Raw genomic sequence first — 18745 nt, 5'->3', positions numbered from 1 at the left:
ATTATCCATTAATTGTTATCTGATGATGCGCTATCAGAAAGTTGACCATCTCTCATCACCATTTGTTTATCAAGTTTATTGGCAAGCTCAAGATCATGTGTAACAACCAAAAACGCAGTTCCGTGTTCACGATTTAATTTAATCAGTAGCTCAAAAATAGAATCGGCTGTTGATTTATCAAGGTTACCTGTTGGCTCATCAGCCATTACTAAAGCGGGGTTATTAATTAATGCACGCCCTATTGCCACTCGTTGGCGTTCTCCACCAGACAACTCGGAAGGACGATGATTTGCTCGTTTGACTAAATTAACCGACTCTAGCATTGCCATAGCCCGTTTTTTAGCTTCGTTGGGTAAAACGCCGCCAATTAATAGTGGCATGGCTACATTTTCAAGCGCGGTAAAGTCAGGCAATAGGTGGTGAAATTGGTAAACAAAGCCAATTTCTTGATTACGTAGACGTGCCTTTTCTTGTTCAGATAATTGATTTAACTGATGTGATTTAAAAATAATTTCGCCAGATGTGGGATTATCTAAGCCACCAAGCAAATGCAATAAAGTGCTTTTACCTGATCCTGAACTACCTATAATGGCGAGTAATGATTGTGAATAAATATCAAACGAGACATTTTTTAAAACCTCGGTCACCATTTTGCCTTCGTTATAAGTTTTATAAAGATTTTTGGCACTTAGTAATATTTGTGAATTATTCATAACGTAAAGCCTCGGCAGGTTGAATATTGGCTGCACGATATGCAGGATAAAGTGTTGAAATTAGCGATAACATAAGCAATCCAATAATAATTAAAATAATTTGCGATGGTTCAACCAATGAAGGTAGCAAGATACCAGCTAAAGATAAACCTAACAATTGCATGATTTCGTTTAAGTTAATAGCAAGTAGCAGTCCTAAGGCGCTACCTAATAACGTGCCAATTATTCCTGAACTTGCACCTTGAATAATAAAAATTAACATAATTTTAAAGCGAGACAGACCTTGTGTTTTTAAAATAGCGACTTCGCCTTGCTTTTCCATCACCAACAAGCTTAATGAAGTAATAATGTTAAAAGCCGCAACAATCACAATCAGGCTAATGAGTAATCCCATGACATTTTTTTCCATTTTAATGGCTTGAAATAATTCACCGCGTTTAGCTCGCCAATCTTTAAAGACTAATCCTTCAGGTAATGGGGTATTGGTTATCGAGGCAATATCCAGTGGTTTATCTAAAAATAGACGCCAACTGCTAATCATATTAGGAGGATAACGTAATAAGTTTTTAGCGTCAGATTGATTGACATAAATAAGCGTTTGATTGATATCGTGGTTAACGGTAAACAGTCCTACAATATTAAATAAACGCTGGGAAGGTATACGCCCAACTGGGGTAATTTGACTTGCATCTGTTACCATTAAACGTATTTTATCGCCAACGGTTACACCTAATTGATTAGCTAACGTTTGCCCTATGATAACATTGTATTGCCCTGCTTGAAGATCTAATAACGATCCACTATAGATATAATCATTAATAGGATCATCATCTTCTGGGTTAATGCCCATTAGTGTGCTTACAGTGATACTTTGCTCACTTTGCAAAACCACATCACTCGACACCAAAGAACTAATACGATTAACACCTTGAATCTGATTAAATTGCTCACGAGTAATGACCTTAGGATCTATCCTACCTTGTGGTGTTGTGATCTGGGCTTGAGGTAAAAACTTTAAAATACTACTTTGCATCTGATCTTCAAGCCCGTTCATGACTGATAAGACCACAATTAGACCAATTGAACCTAACATAATCCCAATCATCGACAACCATGATACAAAGCGACCAAACCCATCCGTTTTTTGCCCGTATACATAGCGCAAACCAATAAAAAATACTAATGGACGAAATATTTTTGACATAAACGTATATATTACCTGAAACTTTTTTACAAAGTTTTGCTAGTTAAATGCAAGGTGCTTATCATACAGGATTAAACAGTTATAGAAAACAACCTCATACTTACGTTATAATCTGACAATAAATTTTCAGCGAAATCAACGAACTCATCATGTCTAAAACAGTTAATATTTTAAACTTAATTCCTCAAAAATCAGGTGAAGTAAAGCAAATTGGGCAGCTAGTTGGCTCTTCCTTATCACAATTTTGCGCTCAAGCTATAGATGCACATGAAGGTATAGTTGTGATTGTCACTGATGATATGCAACAAGCTTCGCGCATTCATGAAGAACTAAAGCAGTTTACATCCTTCCCGTCTATTATCTTTCCAGATTGGGAAACATTGCCTTATGACAGCTTTTCTCCTCATCAAGATATCGTATCAGAACGCTTATCTTGCCTTTATCATCTTGGACATTTAACCAAAGGGGCGTTAATTTTACCCATTAATACCTTAATGCAAAAAGTCTGTCCACAAAGTTATTTGGGTGGACATGTTTTTATGATGAAAAAAGGCTTACAAATTAGCCGAGAACATTTACGCCTTCAACTTGAAAATTCTGGCTATCGTTCAGTCAGCCAAGTTATGGAGCATGGCGAATATGCTACTCGTGGAGCGCTTTTTGATATCTACCCCATGGGCAGTGATAAGCCTTATCGTATCGATTTTTTTGATGATGAAATCGACAGTATCCGTACTTTTGATGTCGAAACTCAACGTACCTTTGGTGAAATTGCTGAAATACAATTGCTACCAGCCCATGAGTTTCCTTTCGATAAAACAGCTATTGAGTTATTTCGTAGTCAATGGCGAGAACAATTTGAGGTTAGATTAGACTCAGAAAGCATCTATCAACAAGTTAGTAAAAATATTTTGCCAACTGGTATTGAATATTGGCAAGCCTTGTTTTTTAAAGAACCATTAACACCTCTATTCTCTTATTTTTTAGCAAATAGCTTAATTATAAATACAGTTAATATTGAACAATATGCTAACAAATATTGGCAAGATATTACCCAACGTTATGAAAGTCGCAAAGTCGATCCTATGAGACCATTACTTGCACCAAATGTTATTTGGTCTAAAACTGACGAGATTTTTGCCAATTTCAAAAACTACCCAAGAATGGTTTTATCGCATGCAATAACGACTGAATCAAATAAAAACGTTAATTTGCCTTATGTAGCATTACCTAATATTGCTATTGAGATCCAACAAAAAGATCCTTATTTGCAATTTCAAAAATTTGTTGAAAATTTTGCAGGGACAATCATCTTTTCGGTTGAATCAGAAGGACGTAAAGAGGCTTTACAAGAAATTCTTGGACGAATTCGTATTCATCCCACTACCATCAATTTACTTGATGAACGAAAAAACAGTGATAGCCGATTTTATTTAATCGTTGGAGCTAGTGAACAGGGCTTTATCAATCAGCAAGATAATTTTGCCTTTATTACTGAAAATGAGCTATTAGGACGACGAGTAGTTCGTCGCAAAAAAGAAAATAAACAAGCTATCAATACTGATTCACTTATTCGTAGTTTAGCTGAGCTAACACCCGGCAAACCCGTTGTCCATTTAGAACATGGCGTTGGTCGATATGCAGGACTTACCACATTAGAAACAGGTGGGATTACGGCTGAATATCTTATTCTATTATATGCCAATGATACCAAGCTTTATGTTCCTGTTTCATCATTAAATCTAATTAGCCGTTATTCTGGCGGCGATGAAGAAAACGCACCACTCAATAAATTAGGTACTGATGCTTGGAGTAAAGCACGGCAAAAAGCGGCCGAAAAAGTACGAGATGTTGCAGCTGAATTACTAGATATTTACGCTGAACGTGAAAGTAAACCCGGATTTGAATTTAAACAAGACCGAGAGCAGTATGAACTATTTTGCCAAGGGTTTCCTTATCAAGAAACTGATGATCAACAAAATGCCATTGGGGCAGTAATTGGCGATATGTGCTCTCCTTATGCCATGGATAGATTAGTCTGTGGTGATGTTGGATTTGGTAAAACAGAAGTAGCGATCCGTGCTGCTTTTTTAGCTGTTATTAATCATAAACAAACAGCAGTTTTAGTTCCTACAACTTTACTTGCAGAACAACATTACGAAAGCTTTTGTGATCGCTTTGCAAACTGGCCAATTCGCATAGAAAGTCTGTCTCGATTCAAAACCGCCAAACAACAAAAAAGTATTATAGAAGCTCTTGGTGAAGGCAAAATTGATATTGTAATTGGCACACATAAATTGTTACAAGAAGATATCAAATGGAAAGATTTAGGCCTGTTGATTGTTGATGAAGAACATCGTTTTGGCGTCCGCCAAAAAGAACGAATTAAAGCAATGCGAGCAAACATTGATATTCTAACACTAACCGCAACGCCAATTCCAAGAACCCTCAACATGGCAATGAGTGGTATGCGGGATCTTTCTATTATTGCGACTCCTCCAGCTCGCCGTTTAGCAGTGAAAACCTTTGTTAGAGAATATGATGATCTCGTGATTAGAGAAGCCATTTTGCGTGAAATTTTACGTGGTGGTCAGATTTATTACTTACACAATGATATTTCTGATATCGAAAAAGTAAGCGAAAAACTGGCAGAGCTGGTGCCCGAAGCACGCATTACCATTGGACATGGGCAAATGCATGAACGCGATTTAGAACGTGTGATGAATGACTTTCATCATCAACGTTTTAACATACTTGTTTGTACAACCATTGTTGAAACTGGTATCGACATTCCTAATGCCAATACCATTATCATTGATCGTGCCGATAAATTTGGTTTAGCCCAGTTACATCAGCTCAGAGGACGAGTTGGACGTTCTTATCATCAGGCTTACGCTTATCTATTAACCCCACCCCCTAAATTACTCACTAAAGATGCCAAAAAACGCCTAGAAGCAATTGCCTCACTTGAAGATTTAGGTGCAGGTTTTGCTCTAGCCACACACGATCTTGAAATCCGAGGTGCTGGGGAGTTATTAGGCAGCGATCAAAGCGGTCAAATTGAGACTATTGGCTTTAACCTTTATATTGAGCTACTTGATGAGGCCGTCAAATCACTAAAAGAAGGTAAAGAGCCAACACTTGAATCATTACTCAATAATCAACAAACAGAAATTGAGTTACGCTTACCAACACTTATTCCTGATGATTTTATTCCCGATGTTAATACACGTTTATCACTATATAAACGTATTGCGAGTATCACCGATCTTATCGAACTCACCGATATTCAAGTTGAAATGCGAGATCGTTTTGGTAAATTGCCCGATGCAGTGCTTTTTTTACTAGAAACTACCAAAATCCGTTATCACGCAACTCAATTAGGCATTACTAAGATTGAATTTGGTGAAAAAGGCGGCTATATTGAATTCGGTAATAATAATAAGGTGTCAGTCGATTACTTAATTGAAATAATTCAAAAAGAACCAAAAAATTATCGCTTAGAAAGTTCAAATCGATTAAAATTACAAAAATCAGAATTGCAACGAATCGATCGCATTGAATATATTAAAAATTTGTTGTCTGATTTTGCAAGTCATCAAGAATGATAACTATAATTACAATAAACGACTAAGAGAGCCACAATGAAAAAAAGCACACTTACTATAGGAATAATTGCTGTATTAGGTATGGCTTATGCAGGTACATCATGGTACAGCGGTAATATGATTGAAGAGCATATTGATGACCAATTAGCACTAATCACAAACAAAGTTAACCTGTCCCAAGATCTTTTCACATTTTCCGTTACTAAAAACCATTATGACAAAGGTATTTTTTCAACAAAAGTACATCTAACAGTGACCGTATCACCACGTGAATCGACTATTCAAGGTAGTTATCCAAAAAACTTATTTGATGACGATGTCACTATCCATCATGGTCCTTTTCCTATTGCTGCGCTTGCAAAAGGGACTTTTTCCCCACAATTGGCTTGGTTACAATATGAAATGAGTCAACAAGCAAATCCAACACTTTGGAAACTAGCGGGCAATCGACCGTTTATTAGTGGACATACAAGCGTGAGTTATGACGAATATATTACCGTTAATCTAGCAAGCAAAGCGATTAAAGCCTCACAGAACGAAATCCAGTCCATTCATGATTGTATCTTAGATATCAGTAACGGCAGTTATACCTTTAGTAGCTATACCAATGGTTCTGACATTAAGGCTGAAATCAAATTGGATAAATTAGTTTTTCTTTCTGACGATACCCATCATTTTAACTTTGATGACTTTAATCTGTCATTAAAGCCACTCAGTACCACTGAAGACATCGATTATGAATTTAATATTGGCAATATTAAATACAGTTTTGATAGCTTTATCTCAAAAGGGAATTTTGATGTCAACAATTTCAAATCCAAAGGTCGGGTTAACTACAAAAATCAAAATATTGATGAGCAAAGCAGTATTGATAAAATTACATTAAATTTCAAATCATCCACTCCGAAAAACGAATCAGTGATTATTGACAAAATTGTGATGAGTCAAAAAAATATCTTAAATGACAGCAATAATACAATTGAAGGTTCGCTTGTAAGTCGTATTGGTTCGATTATTTACGGTCAACAAAATCTAGGTAGTGGATCATTTGATATTGACTTCAAAGGGGTTGGTAGACAATTTTTCGATCCTCACTTTGAAACAACTGATCCTGACATAAGTGAGAGCGACAAACACAATATTGAATTTTCGTTAAATAAATTGAATTGGCACAATGCTAGTGGCGACATTAATGTTAACTTATTGTTTAATATATCAGAAATAAATAGCTCAAATACTGATGTAGAAAACTATGACAAAATAAATACACTTAAATTCAATCTCGAAGCTCCGTTTGATGTTTTAGCTAGTTTGTCCGCACAAATCCAAAACCCTAACACTAAGCAAGTTACAGCAGAACAAATTGCAAAAGAAAGCGCTGTAATAAAAACCAATGCCAAAATGTTTTTTAGTAGATCACCATTTTTTATCTTTAATAAAGATCAAACAGAAGGTATCTATTCTAATGTGGAATATACAAAAGGCAATCAAAGCGTAAAGGTAAATGGACAATTACTAGATAAAAAAGATTTTTTTGGAAATTTCTAATTTATTTTAGCGACACTAAAAAAATTATAAAATGTTTCAATGATATTGGTTAATTTGGCGATTATTTTAGATTCAAGCGTAGTAGTTAACAATATATGCACCATAATATGCTAAGGTACTTATTTAAACTTGTATAGGTGCATTTTACAAAAAATCAAAAAACTATCGCCTAGAAAGCTCAAATCGATTAAAATTATAACAACTAGGATTACAATTAATTTATCACTTTGAATATATTAAAAGTTTGCTGGTTGATTTTATAAATCATCAGGAATGATAATTTAAAATATAATAAATAACTAAGAGAACTATAATGAAAAAAAACACACTTGCTATAGGAATATTTGCTGTATTAGGGGTTGCTTACGTAGGCACTGCATGGCATACAGGCAACATGATCGAAAATAACATCGATAATGAATTGGTACAAATTACAAACAAAATTAATCAAACTCAAAACGATTTCACGTTTAATATTATAAAAAGTAATTATGAAAAGAATATCTTTTCAACTAAATTGCATTTAACTATTACAGCATCACTCCAAAATGCTACAGGCGACGATGCTCAACCTAAAACCTTATTTTCTGATGATGTTACTATTCATCATGGTCCATTTCCTATCGCTGCACTCGCCAAAGGAAGTTTTGCGCCTAAAATGGCTTGGTTAGAATATGAAATGAGCGAAAAAACTAATCCGACACTTTGGAAGCTAGCGGGCAATCAGCCTTTTATTACAGGACATGCAGGTATAAGTTATGGTGAATATATCACCGTTAAACTAGCAAGCAAAGCAATAAAAGTTACCCAAAATGAAGTTCCATTCTTTCCAAGAATTGATAGTGCATTAGAACTTGGTGAAGGCAAGTACACCTTTGGTAGTTATACTACTGGCTCTGACATATCAACTAAAATTGAAATTGATAAAATTTTATTAACCTACCCTGCATCATTTAATTCAAAACCAGTTTCGGTTGTTATTAATAAATTCGTTATGGACGAAAAAAATGTCCTAAATGACGTCACCAATACTGTCGATGGATCATTTTCAAGTAGTGTAGATTCAATTATTTATGGACAACAAAATCTAGGTTATGGCTCGATAGATATTGATTTTAAAGGACTTGATAAGCATCTATTCACTAATCAATTGGGAATAGGTTATCCTGACTCAGATGATACAGAACAAAAGCATTATATTAATTTTTCGTTAAATAAATTGAATTGGCACAATCCTGCAGGCGATATTAATCTTAACCTAATTTTCAGTATGTCTGATGTAGATAGTACAGCTATTGATGAAGCTGATTACGATAAAATTGACTCACTAAAATTAAAACTTGAAGCACCATTTGATGTATTAGCGTATACGTCCGCACAGATCGAAAACCCTAACTCTAACACGGTAACACCAGAACAAATTGCTAAAGCAAATCAAAACCTACAAATGATGTCCGCATTTTTCATTAGTAGCTCTCAATATTTTACTTCAAGCAATGGTAAAACCAAAGGTATCTATTCTGATATAAGCCTAACCAAAGATAGTGATGAAGTTAACGTAAATGGTAAAAAAGTAACAAAAGAAGAATTCTTTGAACAATTATAATTAGCTAATTTATTATTCAAATTAACCTATTTAGTTCCGCCACTAATTTTGGCGGAATTTTATTATTTTTAACTTAAGCAAAAAAATTTATGAATACAAATTCATCATCCACAACAGAAAACCAATTTAAACGAACCATGAAAACCCGTCATTTAATTATGTTGTCACTGGGTGGCGTTATTGGCACAGGTTTATTTTTTAATACTGGTTATATTATTGCTACTGCTGGGGCTATTGGCGCTATTATTGCTTATTTAATTGGTGCATTAGTTGTTTATTTAGTGATGTTGTGCCTAGGCGAACTGGCTGTCGCTATGCCTGAAACAGGTGCATTTCACACTTATGCTTCTCGCTTTATTAGTCCTGGCACTGGTTATACCGTTGCTTGGCTGTATTGGTTAACTTGGACAGTGGCACTTGGTTCAAGTCTAACCGCAGCTGGCTTATGTATGCAGTATTGGTTCCCTACTGTTTCGGTCTGGATTTGGTGTTTAATTTTTTGTATCGTAATCTTTGCATTAAACATTATAACCGCTCAATTCTTTGCCGAAAGTGAATTTTGGTTTTCAATCATTAAAGTCATCACTATTATTATTTTTATTGTTGCTGGAGCTGCTGCTATCTTTGGTTTTGTTCCTATGAAAAATGACATGCCAGCACCTTTTTTACACAATATTACCGATAATGACTGGTTTCCTAATGGTATAACACCAATTATCATGACGATGGTTTCAGTTAATTTTGCCTTTTCTGGTACCGAGTTAATTGGTATTGCTGCGGGCGAAACTCATAATCCCGAAAAATCGATTCCACTTGCCATTAAAACAACAATTTTAAGATTGATTCTCTTTTTTATTGGAACCATTATTGTGTTAGCCTCTCTACTACCTATGGATCAAGCTGGCGTTATTACTAGTCCATTTGTAATGGTATTTGAAAATATCGGTATTCCATATGCTGCTGATATATTTAATTTTGTTATTGTAACCGCTATTTTATCAGCCGCTAATTCAGGACTTTATGCCTCTGGGCGTATGATGTGGTCGTTGTCTAATCAAGGTACACTACCAAAGTGCTTTGCTAAATTAACCAATAAAGGTATTCCAATGATCGCTATTGCAGTAAGTATGCTTGGTGGATTGTTAGCGTTATTTTCAAGCGTGATAGCTCCTGATACTGTATTTGTAGCATTAACCGCTATTTCTGGCTTCGCCGTGGTAGCAGTTTGGTTAAGTATTTGCATTTCACATTACTTTTTTAGAAAGCAACTATCCGAAAATCAAAAAAATGCCTTAAAATATAAAGCACCATTTTACCCTTTTGTGCCAATTTTAGGGTTTATTCTGTGTTTGATTGCTTGCATTGGTTTAGCATTCGATCCAGAACAACGCATTGCGCTTTATTGCGGTATTCCTTTTGTAATTGTCTGTTTTATTGCGCATCACTTTACCCAATCTTATCAAAAACGAGCAGTAAAAAATGACAAGTTATAATCCAATTAGTGCACTATTCAAACAAAAAAATCACATTATTATTGATGGTGCACTAGCCAGTGAACTACAACGCCGTGGATGCGATCTTAATGATAGTCTATGGTCGGCAAAAGTATTAATTGAAAAGCCCGAACTGATCTATCAAGTTCATTATGACTATTTTAAAGCTGGCGCCGATTGCGCTATCACCGCCAGCTATCAAGCCACACCAGTAGGGTTTGAAAAAAAAGGAATTACGTTTGATGAATCTATCAAATTAATAAAAAAAAGCGTTGAACTTGCACAGCAAGCTAAACAGCAGTATTTGAATGAAACAAAACAAAATAAAACATTACTGATTGCTGGGTCAGTTGGTCCCTATGGAGCATATCTTGCTAATGGGTCAGAATATACTGGCGACTATCAACTAACTGAAGCTGAATTTATTGATTTTCACCGTGATCGCATTCAAGCCTTGATTAAGGCCCAAGTTGATATCCTTGCTTGTGAAACTCTACCTTCTTTTGCTGAAATTAAAGCGTTAGTTAAATTGATACAGCAGTTTCCAACTATCAATGCATGGTTTTCGTTTACATTAAAAGATGCCCAGCATCTTAGCGATGGCACACCATTATCACAAGTAATAGATTATTTAAACAACTTCGAGCAAATTGTAAGCCTTGGTATTAACTGCATTGCGTTAGAAAGTGTTACTCCAGCATTAGAAGTGCTAAATAAGCTTACAACCAAACCATTAATTGTTTATCCAAATTCAGGTGAACAATATGATCCAATAACAAAACAGTGGCACAAGAACCATCAACATGATTGCACCTTCAAAAATCAACTACCAATCTGGACAAAATTAGGTGCAAAATTAATTGGCGGTTGCTGCCAAACAACACCGAATGATATTAAAGAGATTGTGAGATTATTAAAGGATTATTAATTTTATTGTGATTGGATTTTGAGCATGAAGAACTATTGTAGTTTTGCGATAATATCTTAAACGGCTTCAAATCCAATCAAATTAAACCAACAAAACCATCAGTTAAACACTTGATTTTTATCTTCTATCAAGTTAAAGCCTGATAGTCCAGTCAATAATTCCCTAGTACAATGAAAAGCTACTGAACAATTAATTATTGAACTTAATTCATTTGATTATAAATCGCAATTAATAGCACTACAAATAAGTGCAATGTTCCATCCTAAATTTTTACTATCTATCATTTGAAGATAGCAATTAACTTTTCTAAAATAAACCGACTCGTTTCACTTTTCTTGTTTTGGATAAATATGTCCATTTTTTAATAAATTACCGTATTAAGCAACTTATAAATAAATGAATACACAAATTTAATTGTAAGATCAGATTAAATAATATTTAATTGAATAATATCATTAAAAAGGCAGCTATATTAAAAAGCCGCCTTAAAATTATAGACAAAATTAAATTTACTTAATAATTAAAAATTAACCTCAGTCCCAACAAAGTATCGTCTACCTTCTAAGGTTTTACCAAAATCATCGTTAGTTACATTTTTATCAAATAGATTATAAACACCGGCATAAACCTTAGCTTGTTTATGTATTTGATAAGATGCACCGATGTCCCAGAAAGTATAACCAGGATATTCAACTTTTGTGCCATCACGGTTATTAGACGATTCCATGCCATAATAGGCCATTTTTGTCCATAAATCCCATTGTTGGGTGACATACCAATCTAATTGAGTATTGAATTTTTGTTTAGGGGTTCGATTTAAAGATCGTCCTTTAAATTGCCCACTTTTTTGTTCTGTTTTTGTCCAAGAATAGTTAGATGTTAATAGGAAATCAGTAAATAAAGGCGTTTTAAATGAAAATTCAAAGCCTTTAAGATCAGCTTTGCCAACATTTTCACGGCCTTGTATAAAGTCAAACTTTTTACTATAACCATTCAACAAGCACTTGCTTCCTTTTTTACGATTACAAATATAATATGATTGAATTTTGTCTTTATATTTTGTGTAAAATGCAGTTGCAGAGGCATCAATACCATAATCATTGGTATAACCTATACCAATTTCGAAATTATTTGTTTTTTCTGGTTTTAAATCTGGATTTCCAATGATTACACCATCAGAATATCCACCACCAGTAACTTGCCCCCAATCTGTGACCACATAACGTAATTGTGGTGTAGCATAACCAGTAGAATAACCGCCTTTTAACGTAAAGTTATCATCAATATTCCACACACTGTAAACTCTTGGGTTCCAGTTGCTACCATAATTTTCATCTTTGTTATAACGTAATCCTAATGTTAAACTCCAATTTTCTAAAATACGTAACTCATCTTCTCCAAATAACGCATAATTCCAACGATCAATTTTAGATAATGTCGTTTTTAGTTGATTTCCTTCGTCATGCAACTCTTGATAATTATATTTTCCGCCTAAAGTCAGCATATTAATACTAAAAGGAATAGTAACACGTGTATCTACATCCGTATTACGAATTTTCATGTTCCTTTTTGGGTTATTATTTCCTTCATAAGAGACAAATGAAGTTGTAGAGACATCACCAAACAAACCATTATGTGTTAAAGCAAACGTATTTCGTCTATTATCTCTATTAAAATCACTTCTAGATTTATCTCTTGTTTTTCCTGCAGTTGCATTACTATTTTGTAAAGCTCGTCCAAAATCGAGATCAAATTTTTGTGTGTCTGTAGCATTTAAAGACAATTTACCATTTAAACTACGTAATTTTTGTCCTGCATGACCAGCAAGAAATTTATCTTCATGACGATTTGAATACTGCCCATAAAGTTGTATACCTAAAACGTCATCAATAATCGGTCCCATGGTCGAAAAACTGCCAGTATATGTATCTTTTTCTTTTGAACGATAAGGAATAACCGATTCTAAACGTATACCACTTTGCCATTTATTTGACACTTTTTTGGTAATAATATTAACAACCCCTCCCATCGCATCAGAACCATATAATGACGACATAGGGCCTCGCACAACCTCAATACGTTCAATTGCCGTTAATGGTGGTAACCATCCTTGTTCAAATCCTGAATTATCACTATTTGGTCTTGTTTCGCGGGTACTAACCTTTTTGCCATCTACTAATATTAGGGTATATTTGGCATCCATGCCTCGAATACTAATATCAGTAGAATCACCACCACCAGTAATATTTACTCCAGGAATATCCTTCAACGCATCTGTGACATCACGATAAGGTTTTTTTTCAATTTCTTCTGGTGTAATTACCGAAATGGTAGCCGGCGCTTCTTTGACTTGTTGAGAAAACCCCGATGCAGTAACAACCATGGTGTCAGTATCTGAATTGCTAGCTGCTATAGCAGCTGTCGATAATGACAACAAAATACTAGTATTAATGACATTTGTAGCCAATTTAATCTTCTTTTTTGCTTTCATTGTTATAACCCTATTATTTATAATGACATTTATAGATTTATAAGATATATGAAGACTACACTATATGAGAATGATTATCAATATCTTTAAAAAATTATTTATAGCTAGACAAATCCTTTTTGTTAAATGATAATAGTTATCATTTATATAAAAACAGGAAAATTGAGATGAATAAAAAGAAAAAGATATTTTTAAGTAGTATTGCATCGATTATATTAAGTTTAACTGGTTGCCAATCAACGACAACAATGAGTGTAACTGCCAACAACCAAACGGTACAAGTTCCTAAGTCGCCCGAAAAAGTTGTTGTCATGAACTATGGGGCATTAGATACTTTAGATGCATTAGGTAAAGGTTCGATAGTTGTTGCAACTCCACTATCAGTTATCCCTTCTTATTTGCAACAATTTAACAAAACATCAATTACCGATACAGGCAATATGAAAGAACCCAATATTGATGCAATCAGACAAGTTAAGCCAGATTTAATTATTATTGATGGCCGTCAAGCTAGTAAAACTGAAGATCTATCTAAAATTGCACCAGTCATTAATTTAAGTGTTAACGCTCAAAATTATGTTGAATCAACCAAAAATCATATCCACTTACTGGCAAATATTACAGGCACAGAGAGTAAAGCTGATAATATTATTCAGTCATTAGATGAAAAAATTCAACATGCCCGAGCAGTAGCCGAAGCTAGTTCTAAAAAAGCTATTGTTGCTATTCATAACGATGGGAAGATGATTCTTATCAATTCAAGTTCCAGCGCGGCATTGATTCACGATGTACTAGATGTTAAACGAGCGGTACCACTCACCGTTATGCCCGCAAATAACTTAATAGGCAAACCAAAACCAATTTTTATTGATGATAATTACATTAAATCAGTCAAACCTGATATTATTTTTGTTGTTGATCGTAGCAAAGCAATCGGCAATCAAGGTATGGCTGAGCACTTTTTTTCACAAAAAGTATTAAACAAAAGCAAAACACAGGTTGTTTATTTAACTCCTGATCTTTGGTATTTGTCGGGTGGTGGTGCTGAAAGCATAGATCGTCAAATTGACGAAATCATTAATGCATTAAAATAATATAACTTGATTGTTAACTTTCTATTTTTTAAATAGCCTTTATTGTCAATAAAGGCTTTATTTTATACTGATAAATATCAGAGAAATACTTAATAAATAATTCTTTTTATTCAAACGAACTACTTTCCGAGTTATTACTAATACTTAATAGATAAGCCAAAGCATTGCTAATGTAAATTTGAAATTAGAAAATCGGTATATTAACTATGATGAAATGTGATAAAATGCCAACTTTATTTTGATTTGTAAACGATAATTAACAAATATAGTTTATTGAATTCTCAAACAATACCTCTTTAATATAACACACTATTATAAATACTATGAATATGTTACCCCCTACAATTGGATTTGTGAGCCTTGGCTGTCCTAAAAATTTAGTTGACTCTGAACGAATTTTAACCGAACTGCGTACACAAGGTTATCAAGTCGTACCTAGCTATGACAATGCCGATCTGGTCATTGTAAACACTTGTGGATTTATTGACAGTGCAGTACAAGAATCTCTAGAAGCAATCGGCGAAGCTCTTAATGAAAACGGCAAAGTCATTGTAACTGGATGCCTTGGTGCCAAAGAAGATCAAATTAGGACTGTACACCCAAAAGTACTTGAAATATCAGGTCCACACAGCTATGAAGCGGTACTAAATCATGTTAATAAATATGCACCAAAACCTGCTTATAATCCATTTACCAGTCTAGTCCCCCAACAAGGTATAAAACTAACACCAAAACATTATGCTTACCTAAAAATTTCTGAAGGTTGTAATCATAGTTGTACATTTTGCATTATTCCATCATTACGAGGTGAAATGATTAGTCGCCCTATTGGTAACGTACTTGATGAAGCAAAACGACTAGCCGACAGTGGTGTTAAAGAATTATTAGTTATTGCACAAGACACTTCAGCTTACGGCGTTGATATCAAAAACAGGACCAGTTTCTGGAATGGAATGCCATTAAAAACTGATATTCAAACGCTTTGCGAACAATTATCAAGTTTGGGAATTTGGGTCAGATTGCATTATATGTATCCTTATCCAAGTGTCGATAATCTAATTCCATTAATGGCAGATGGTAAAATTTTGCCTTATTTAGATGTGCCATTACAACACGCAAGTCCAACAATTTTAAAATCAATGAAACGACCTGGAACCATTGAAAGAACCTTAGAACGTATCCATAAATGGCGAGAAATCTGTTCTGATATCACGTTACGTTCAACCTTTATTGTTGGTTATCCCGGCGAAACAGAACAAGATTTTGAATTACTGCTCGACTTTTTATCACAAGCGCAATTAGATCGCGTTGGCTGCTTTCCATACAGTCCTATAGAAGGTGCTGAAGCCAATAAACTTGCCGATCAAATTCCTGAAGCAATAAAACAAGAACGTTTTGATCGCTTTATGCAATTACAACAAAAAATCTCAACGCAAAAATTACAAGCCAAAATTGGCAAAACGCTAGCTGTCATTATTGATGAAGTTGATGAAGAAGGCGCAATTGGTCGTAGTATGGCTGATGCCCCTGAAATCGACGGCGTTGTTTATTTAAACGAAGAAAACCAAGTCAAAGTCGGTGATATTGTTCAGGTTAACATTGAGCATTCCGATGAGTACGATCTATGGGGAACGGTTAAACGTTAATTAACACCATGAAACAACATTATAAACACGAAGTAAAAAATCTGGTTAAATTGGCAGTTCCGGTGCTAATTGCGCAAGTATCACAAACTGCGATCACCTTTGTTGATACTATCATGGCGGGCAATTATAGTAAAACGGCACTTTCTGGGGTAGCCATTGCTGTCTCGATATGGCTACCTACCATCTTATTTGGGCAAGGTTTACTCACTGTTTTAACGCCAATTATTTCAAACCTAAATGGTGCAGCTAAACGAAACCAAGTTGCCGATCATACTCGGCAAGGCGTTGTCATCGCATTGGTATTATCAGTGCTTATGATGTTAGTTCTCTATCATTCCGACCTAATAATAAACTTAAGAAGCTCGGACGATCACCCTATTGATCCAGAAATGATGGACGTGGCAACCAAATTTTTACGTGCCATAATGTGGGGTGTGCCAGCATTCTTGCTTTTCTTGGTCTACCGCAATCAATGTGAAGGGCTATCAAACACAAAGCCAGCCATGGTGATTATATTCATTGCCCTTCTTGCCAACATTCCAATTAATTACGTTTTAATCTATGGAAAATTAGGCTTACCTGCTTTTGGTGGGGTCGGCTGTGGCATTACAGCGACAATCATCTTTTGGCTCATGTTTATATTAATACGCTTATATACACTCACTAGCGCAAGCCAACGCGACATTCGCCTAACACCAATCACCAAACTAGTTGATTTTGCTATAATCAAAAAAATTGTTATGCTTGGTACTCCTCTTGCTCTCGCTTACTTTTTTGAAATGAGCTTATTTGCTGTGATTGCATTATTAATTGCCCCATTAGGTCAAATAACCGTTGCTGCACATCAAATTATATTCACCATCAGCAGTTTAACCTTCGCTATTCCATTATCTCTTGGGGTTGCTACTAGTATTCGTGTCGGTTATTTACTGGGCAAAAGAAAACCAGTTTTAGCCAAACAAACTTCTTACATTAGTTTAGCCATATCCTTAGCTATCGCCATTATAGTTGCATTAATTTTAGTTATTTTTAGTTCACAAATCATCACCATATTTACACAAGAAAATGCTGTAATTGCTATTTGTATGCAACTTATTATTTTACTCGCTATTTATCAAGCGTCTGACTATTTACAAGTAGTAGCTAGTAATGTGCTTCGAGGTTATAAAGACACTAAAAGCATTTTTTTTATTACTCTACTTTCTTATTGGGTAGTCGGATTGCCAGTTGGTTATGTTTTAGGATTAACCGACCTAATCATTCAACCAATTGGCGCAGCTGGTTTTTGGATAGGTATTATATCAGGACTTGCTGTTGCGGCATTACTATTAATAGCTAGGATGATCTATATTCAAAAACAACCCGTTGAAGTTATTTTAGAGCAGGCATCAAGATAAAGTTATTTATTAAAGACATTCAATAAAATAAAAAAGATTAACCTCATTTTATTAATAACAACTTATTGATTATTCAATAAATAAACATAAATAGGTTAATCTTTCAATAATTATGGACAAGCAGCCATCCCATCGAAGTTCTAACATTAGTCCATGGTGGTAAACCCTAGACATAGGAAACTTCATCACTTTCTCCTCGTCGATACTAATACTCACAATTAAAATATTGGATATTTTTTATCAAAACCTATTGTCAAATATTTGAATAAATTTATAATTCTTGAAACCAAAATTGTAAATACCCCAAACTTAGTACACAACTCACGTAGAAAATCATGCTGCTTGTTTTAGTGTTTTATACTCAATCGGTGTCATGTTATTTAATGCCTCATGCGGTCTTTCGGTGTTATAAATCGTTAACCATTCTTCGGTTATTTTCCTTGCTTGTGCTAAGTTGTTAAAAAGATATAAATCGAGTACTTCAGTACGATAGGTACGATTAAATCGTTCAATATAGCCATTTTGATAAGGACTACCGGGCTGGATATAATCAATGGTTATATTATGTGATTTAGCCCAGTTTATAAAGGTTTTTCCTGTAAATTCTGGCCCATTATCGACCCGTATTTTTAATGGATACCCATGATATTCAGCCAGTTTATCTAAGTAACGGGTAATCCTTCCTGCTGGTAAGCTTACTGCAATATCAATCCCTAGCGCTTCACGATTAAAGTCATCGATAACATTGAATGTCCTAAAGCGACGCTGATTACGACTACTGTCACTCATAAAATCCATTGACCAACATTCACCTTGTTTATTGGGTGCTGATAGCCTTTCTGGGCTTCGTGGAGGAATGCGCTGTTTACGCTTTATCCTGAGATTAAGCTTTAATTGGCAATACACCCGATACACCCGTTTATGATTCCATTTATAGCCGAGCTTTTTGATACGATTAAAACATTTAGGAAAGCCCCAGCGTAAATGCCGGTCTGTGATAGCATTCAATACCGAAAC

General features: G+C 34.8%; 12 protein-coding genes. 8 read left to right on the top strand and 4 right to left on the bottom strand.

Features of this window, described 5'->3' with window-relative positions:
- Positions 1-8 precede the first annotated feature (8 nt).
- A complete protein-coding gene (gene lolD, locus A9G32_RS01305; RefSeq protein WP_065590452.1) occupies positions 9-713 on the bottom strand; it encodes a lipoprotein-releasing ABC transporter ATP-binding protein LolD in 705 nt (234 codons plus the stop codon).
- The gene (lolC, locus tag A9G32_RS01300; RefSeq protein ID WP_034946138.1) at positions 706-1908 is read right to left on the bottom strand and encodes a lipoprotein-releasing ABC transporter permease subunit LolC; all 1203 of its coding nucleotides are present in this window, start codon (positions 1906-1908) and stop codon (positions 706-708) included. The genes lolD and lolC overlap by 8 nt, the downstream gene beginning before the upstream one ends.
- Positions 1909-2066: 158 nt before the next feature.
- Between lolC and mfd the strand changes: the two genes are divergently transcribed.
- The 5 genes from mfd to mmuM all read left to right on the top strand — a co-directional run bounded on the left by mfd (position 2067) and on the right by mmuM (position 11100).
- Positions 2067-5525, top strand: a complete 3459-nt coding sequence (gene mfd, locus A9G32_RS01295) for a transcription-repair coupling factor (RefSeq protein WP_065590453.1) — start codon at positions 2067-2069, stop codon at positions 5523-5525.
- A 36-nt stretch (positions 5526-5561) separates the two neighbouring features.
- Positions 5562-7073: a YdgA family protein gene (locus A9G32_RS01290; RefSeq protein ID WP_065590454.1), complete on the top strand. Its 1512-nt coding sequence runs from the start codon at positions 5562-5564 to the stop codon at positions 7071-7073.
- A gap of 313 nt (positions 7074-7386) precedes the next feature.
- Positions 7387-8679 carry a DUF945 family protein gene (locus A9G32_RS01285; protein WP_065590455.1) on the top strand — a complete coding sequence of 431 codons (1293 nt, stop codon included), beginning with the start codon at positions 7387-7389 and terminating at the stop codon, positions 8677-8679.
- A gap of 89 nt (positions 8680-8768) precedes the next feature.
- On the top strand, positions 8769-10172 hold the full coding sequence (mmuP, locus tag A9G32_RS01280) for an S-methylmethionine permease (RefSeq protein WP_065590456.1): 1404 nt from the start codon (positions 8769-8771) through the stop codon (positions 10170-10172).
- Positions 10159-11100 (top strand): homocysteine S-methyltransferase, encoded by a 942-nt coding sequence (gene mmuM, locus A9G32_RS01275; protein ID WP_065590457.1) that lies wholly within the window; start codon positions 10159-10161, stop codon positions 11098-11100. The genes mmuP and mmuM overlap by 14 nt, the downstream gene beginning before the upstream one ends.
- Before the next feature lie 520 nt (positions 11101-11620).
- Here the strand turns inward: mmuM and A9G32_RS01270 are convergent.
- Positions 11621-13591: a TonB-dependent receptor domain-containing protein gene (locus A9G32_RS01270; protein WP_034911754.1), complete on the bottom strand. Its 1971-nt coding sequence runs from the start codon at positions 13589-13591 to the stop codon at positions 11621-11623.
- Positions 13592-13758: 167 nt separating this feature from the next.
- On the opposite strand from A9G32_RS01270, the gene A9G32_RS01265 reads away from it, so the two are divergent.
- From A9G32_RS01265 to A9G32_RS01255, 3 genes are all read left to right on the top strand, one after another.
- Positions 13759-14685, top strand: coding sequence for a siderophore ABC transporter substrate-binding protein (locus A9G32_RS01265; protein WP_065590458.1), 927 nt, complete (start codon positions 13759-13761; stop codon positions 14683-14685).
- A gap of 329 nt (positions 14686-15014) precedes the next feature.
- On the top strand, positions 15015-16331 hold the full coding sequence (gene rimO, locus A9G32_RS01260; protein ID WP_442902813.1) for a 30S ribosomal protein S12 methylthiotransferase RimO: 1317 nt from the start codon (positions 15015-15017) through the stop codon (positions 16329-16331).
- A gap of 8 nt (positions 16332-16339) precedes the next feature.
- Positions 16340-17728 (top strand): MATE family efflux transporter, encoded by a 1389-nt coding sequence (locus A9G32_RS01255; RefSeq protein WP_065590460.1) that lies wholly within the window; start codon positions 16340-16342, stop codon positions 17726-17728.
- Between the two features lie 333 nt (positions 17729-18061).
- Here the strand turns inward: A9G32_RS01255 and A9G32_RS01250 are convergent.
- Positions 18062-18745, bottom strand: a 684-nt coding sequence (locus tag A9G32_RS01250) for an IS3 family transposase (protein WP_141672857.1), incomplete at its 5' end; no start/stop codon positions are given.

The sequence above is a fragment of the Gilliamella sp. Gris3-2 genome (genome assembly GCF_001690345.1).
GTDB lineage: Bacteria > Pseudomonadota > Gammaproteobacteria > Enterobacterales > Orbaceae > Gilliamella > Gilliamella bombi.
This window is presented reverse-complemented; position numbering and strand designations above follow the sequence as displayed.

Excerpts from the sequence above, each read along its gene's own strand:
- rimO (WP_442902813.1), top strand. The coding sequence starts at position 15,015 with ATGTTACCCCCTACAATTGGATTTGTGAGCCTTGGCTGTCCTAAAAAT.
- A9G32_RS01255 (WP_065590460.1), top strand. The coding sequence starts at position 16,340 with ATGAAACAACATTATAAACACGAAGTAAAAAATCTGGTTAAATTGGCA.
- mmuM (WP_065590457.1), top strand. The coding sequence starts at position 10,159 with ATGACAAGTTATAATCCAATTAGTGCACTATTCAAACAAAAAAATCAC.
- mfd (WP_065590453.1), top strand. The coding sequence starts at position 2,067 with ATGTCTAAAACAGTTAATATTTTAAACTTAATTCCTCAAAAATCAGGT.
- A9G32_RS01270 (WP_034911754.1), bottom strand. The coding sequence starts at position 13,591 with ATGAAAGCAAAAAAGAAGATTAAATTGGCTACAAATGTCATTAATACT.
- A9G32_RS01265 (WP_065590458.1), top strand. The coding sequence starts at position 13,759 with ATGAATAAAAAGAAAAAGATATTTTTAAGTAGTATTGCATCGATTATA.
- mmuP (WP_065590456.1), top strand. The coding sequence starts at position 8,769 with ATGAATACAAATTCATCATCCACAACAGAAAACCAATTTAAACGAACC.
- A9G32_RS01290 (WP_065590454.1), top strand. The coding sequence starts at position 5,562 with ATGAAAAAAAGCACACTTACTATAGGAATAATTGCTGTATTAGGTATG.
- lolD (WP_065590452.1), bottom strand. The coding sequence starts at position 713 with ATGAATAATTCACAAATATTACTAAGTGCCAAAAATCTTTATAAAACT.
- A9G32_RS01285 (WP_065590455.1), top strand. The coding sequence starts at position 7,387 with ATGAAAAAAAACACACTTGCTATAGGAATATTTGCTGTATTAGGGGTT.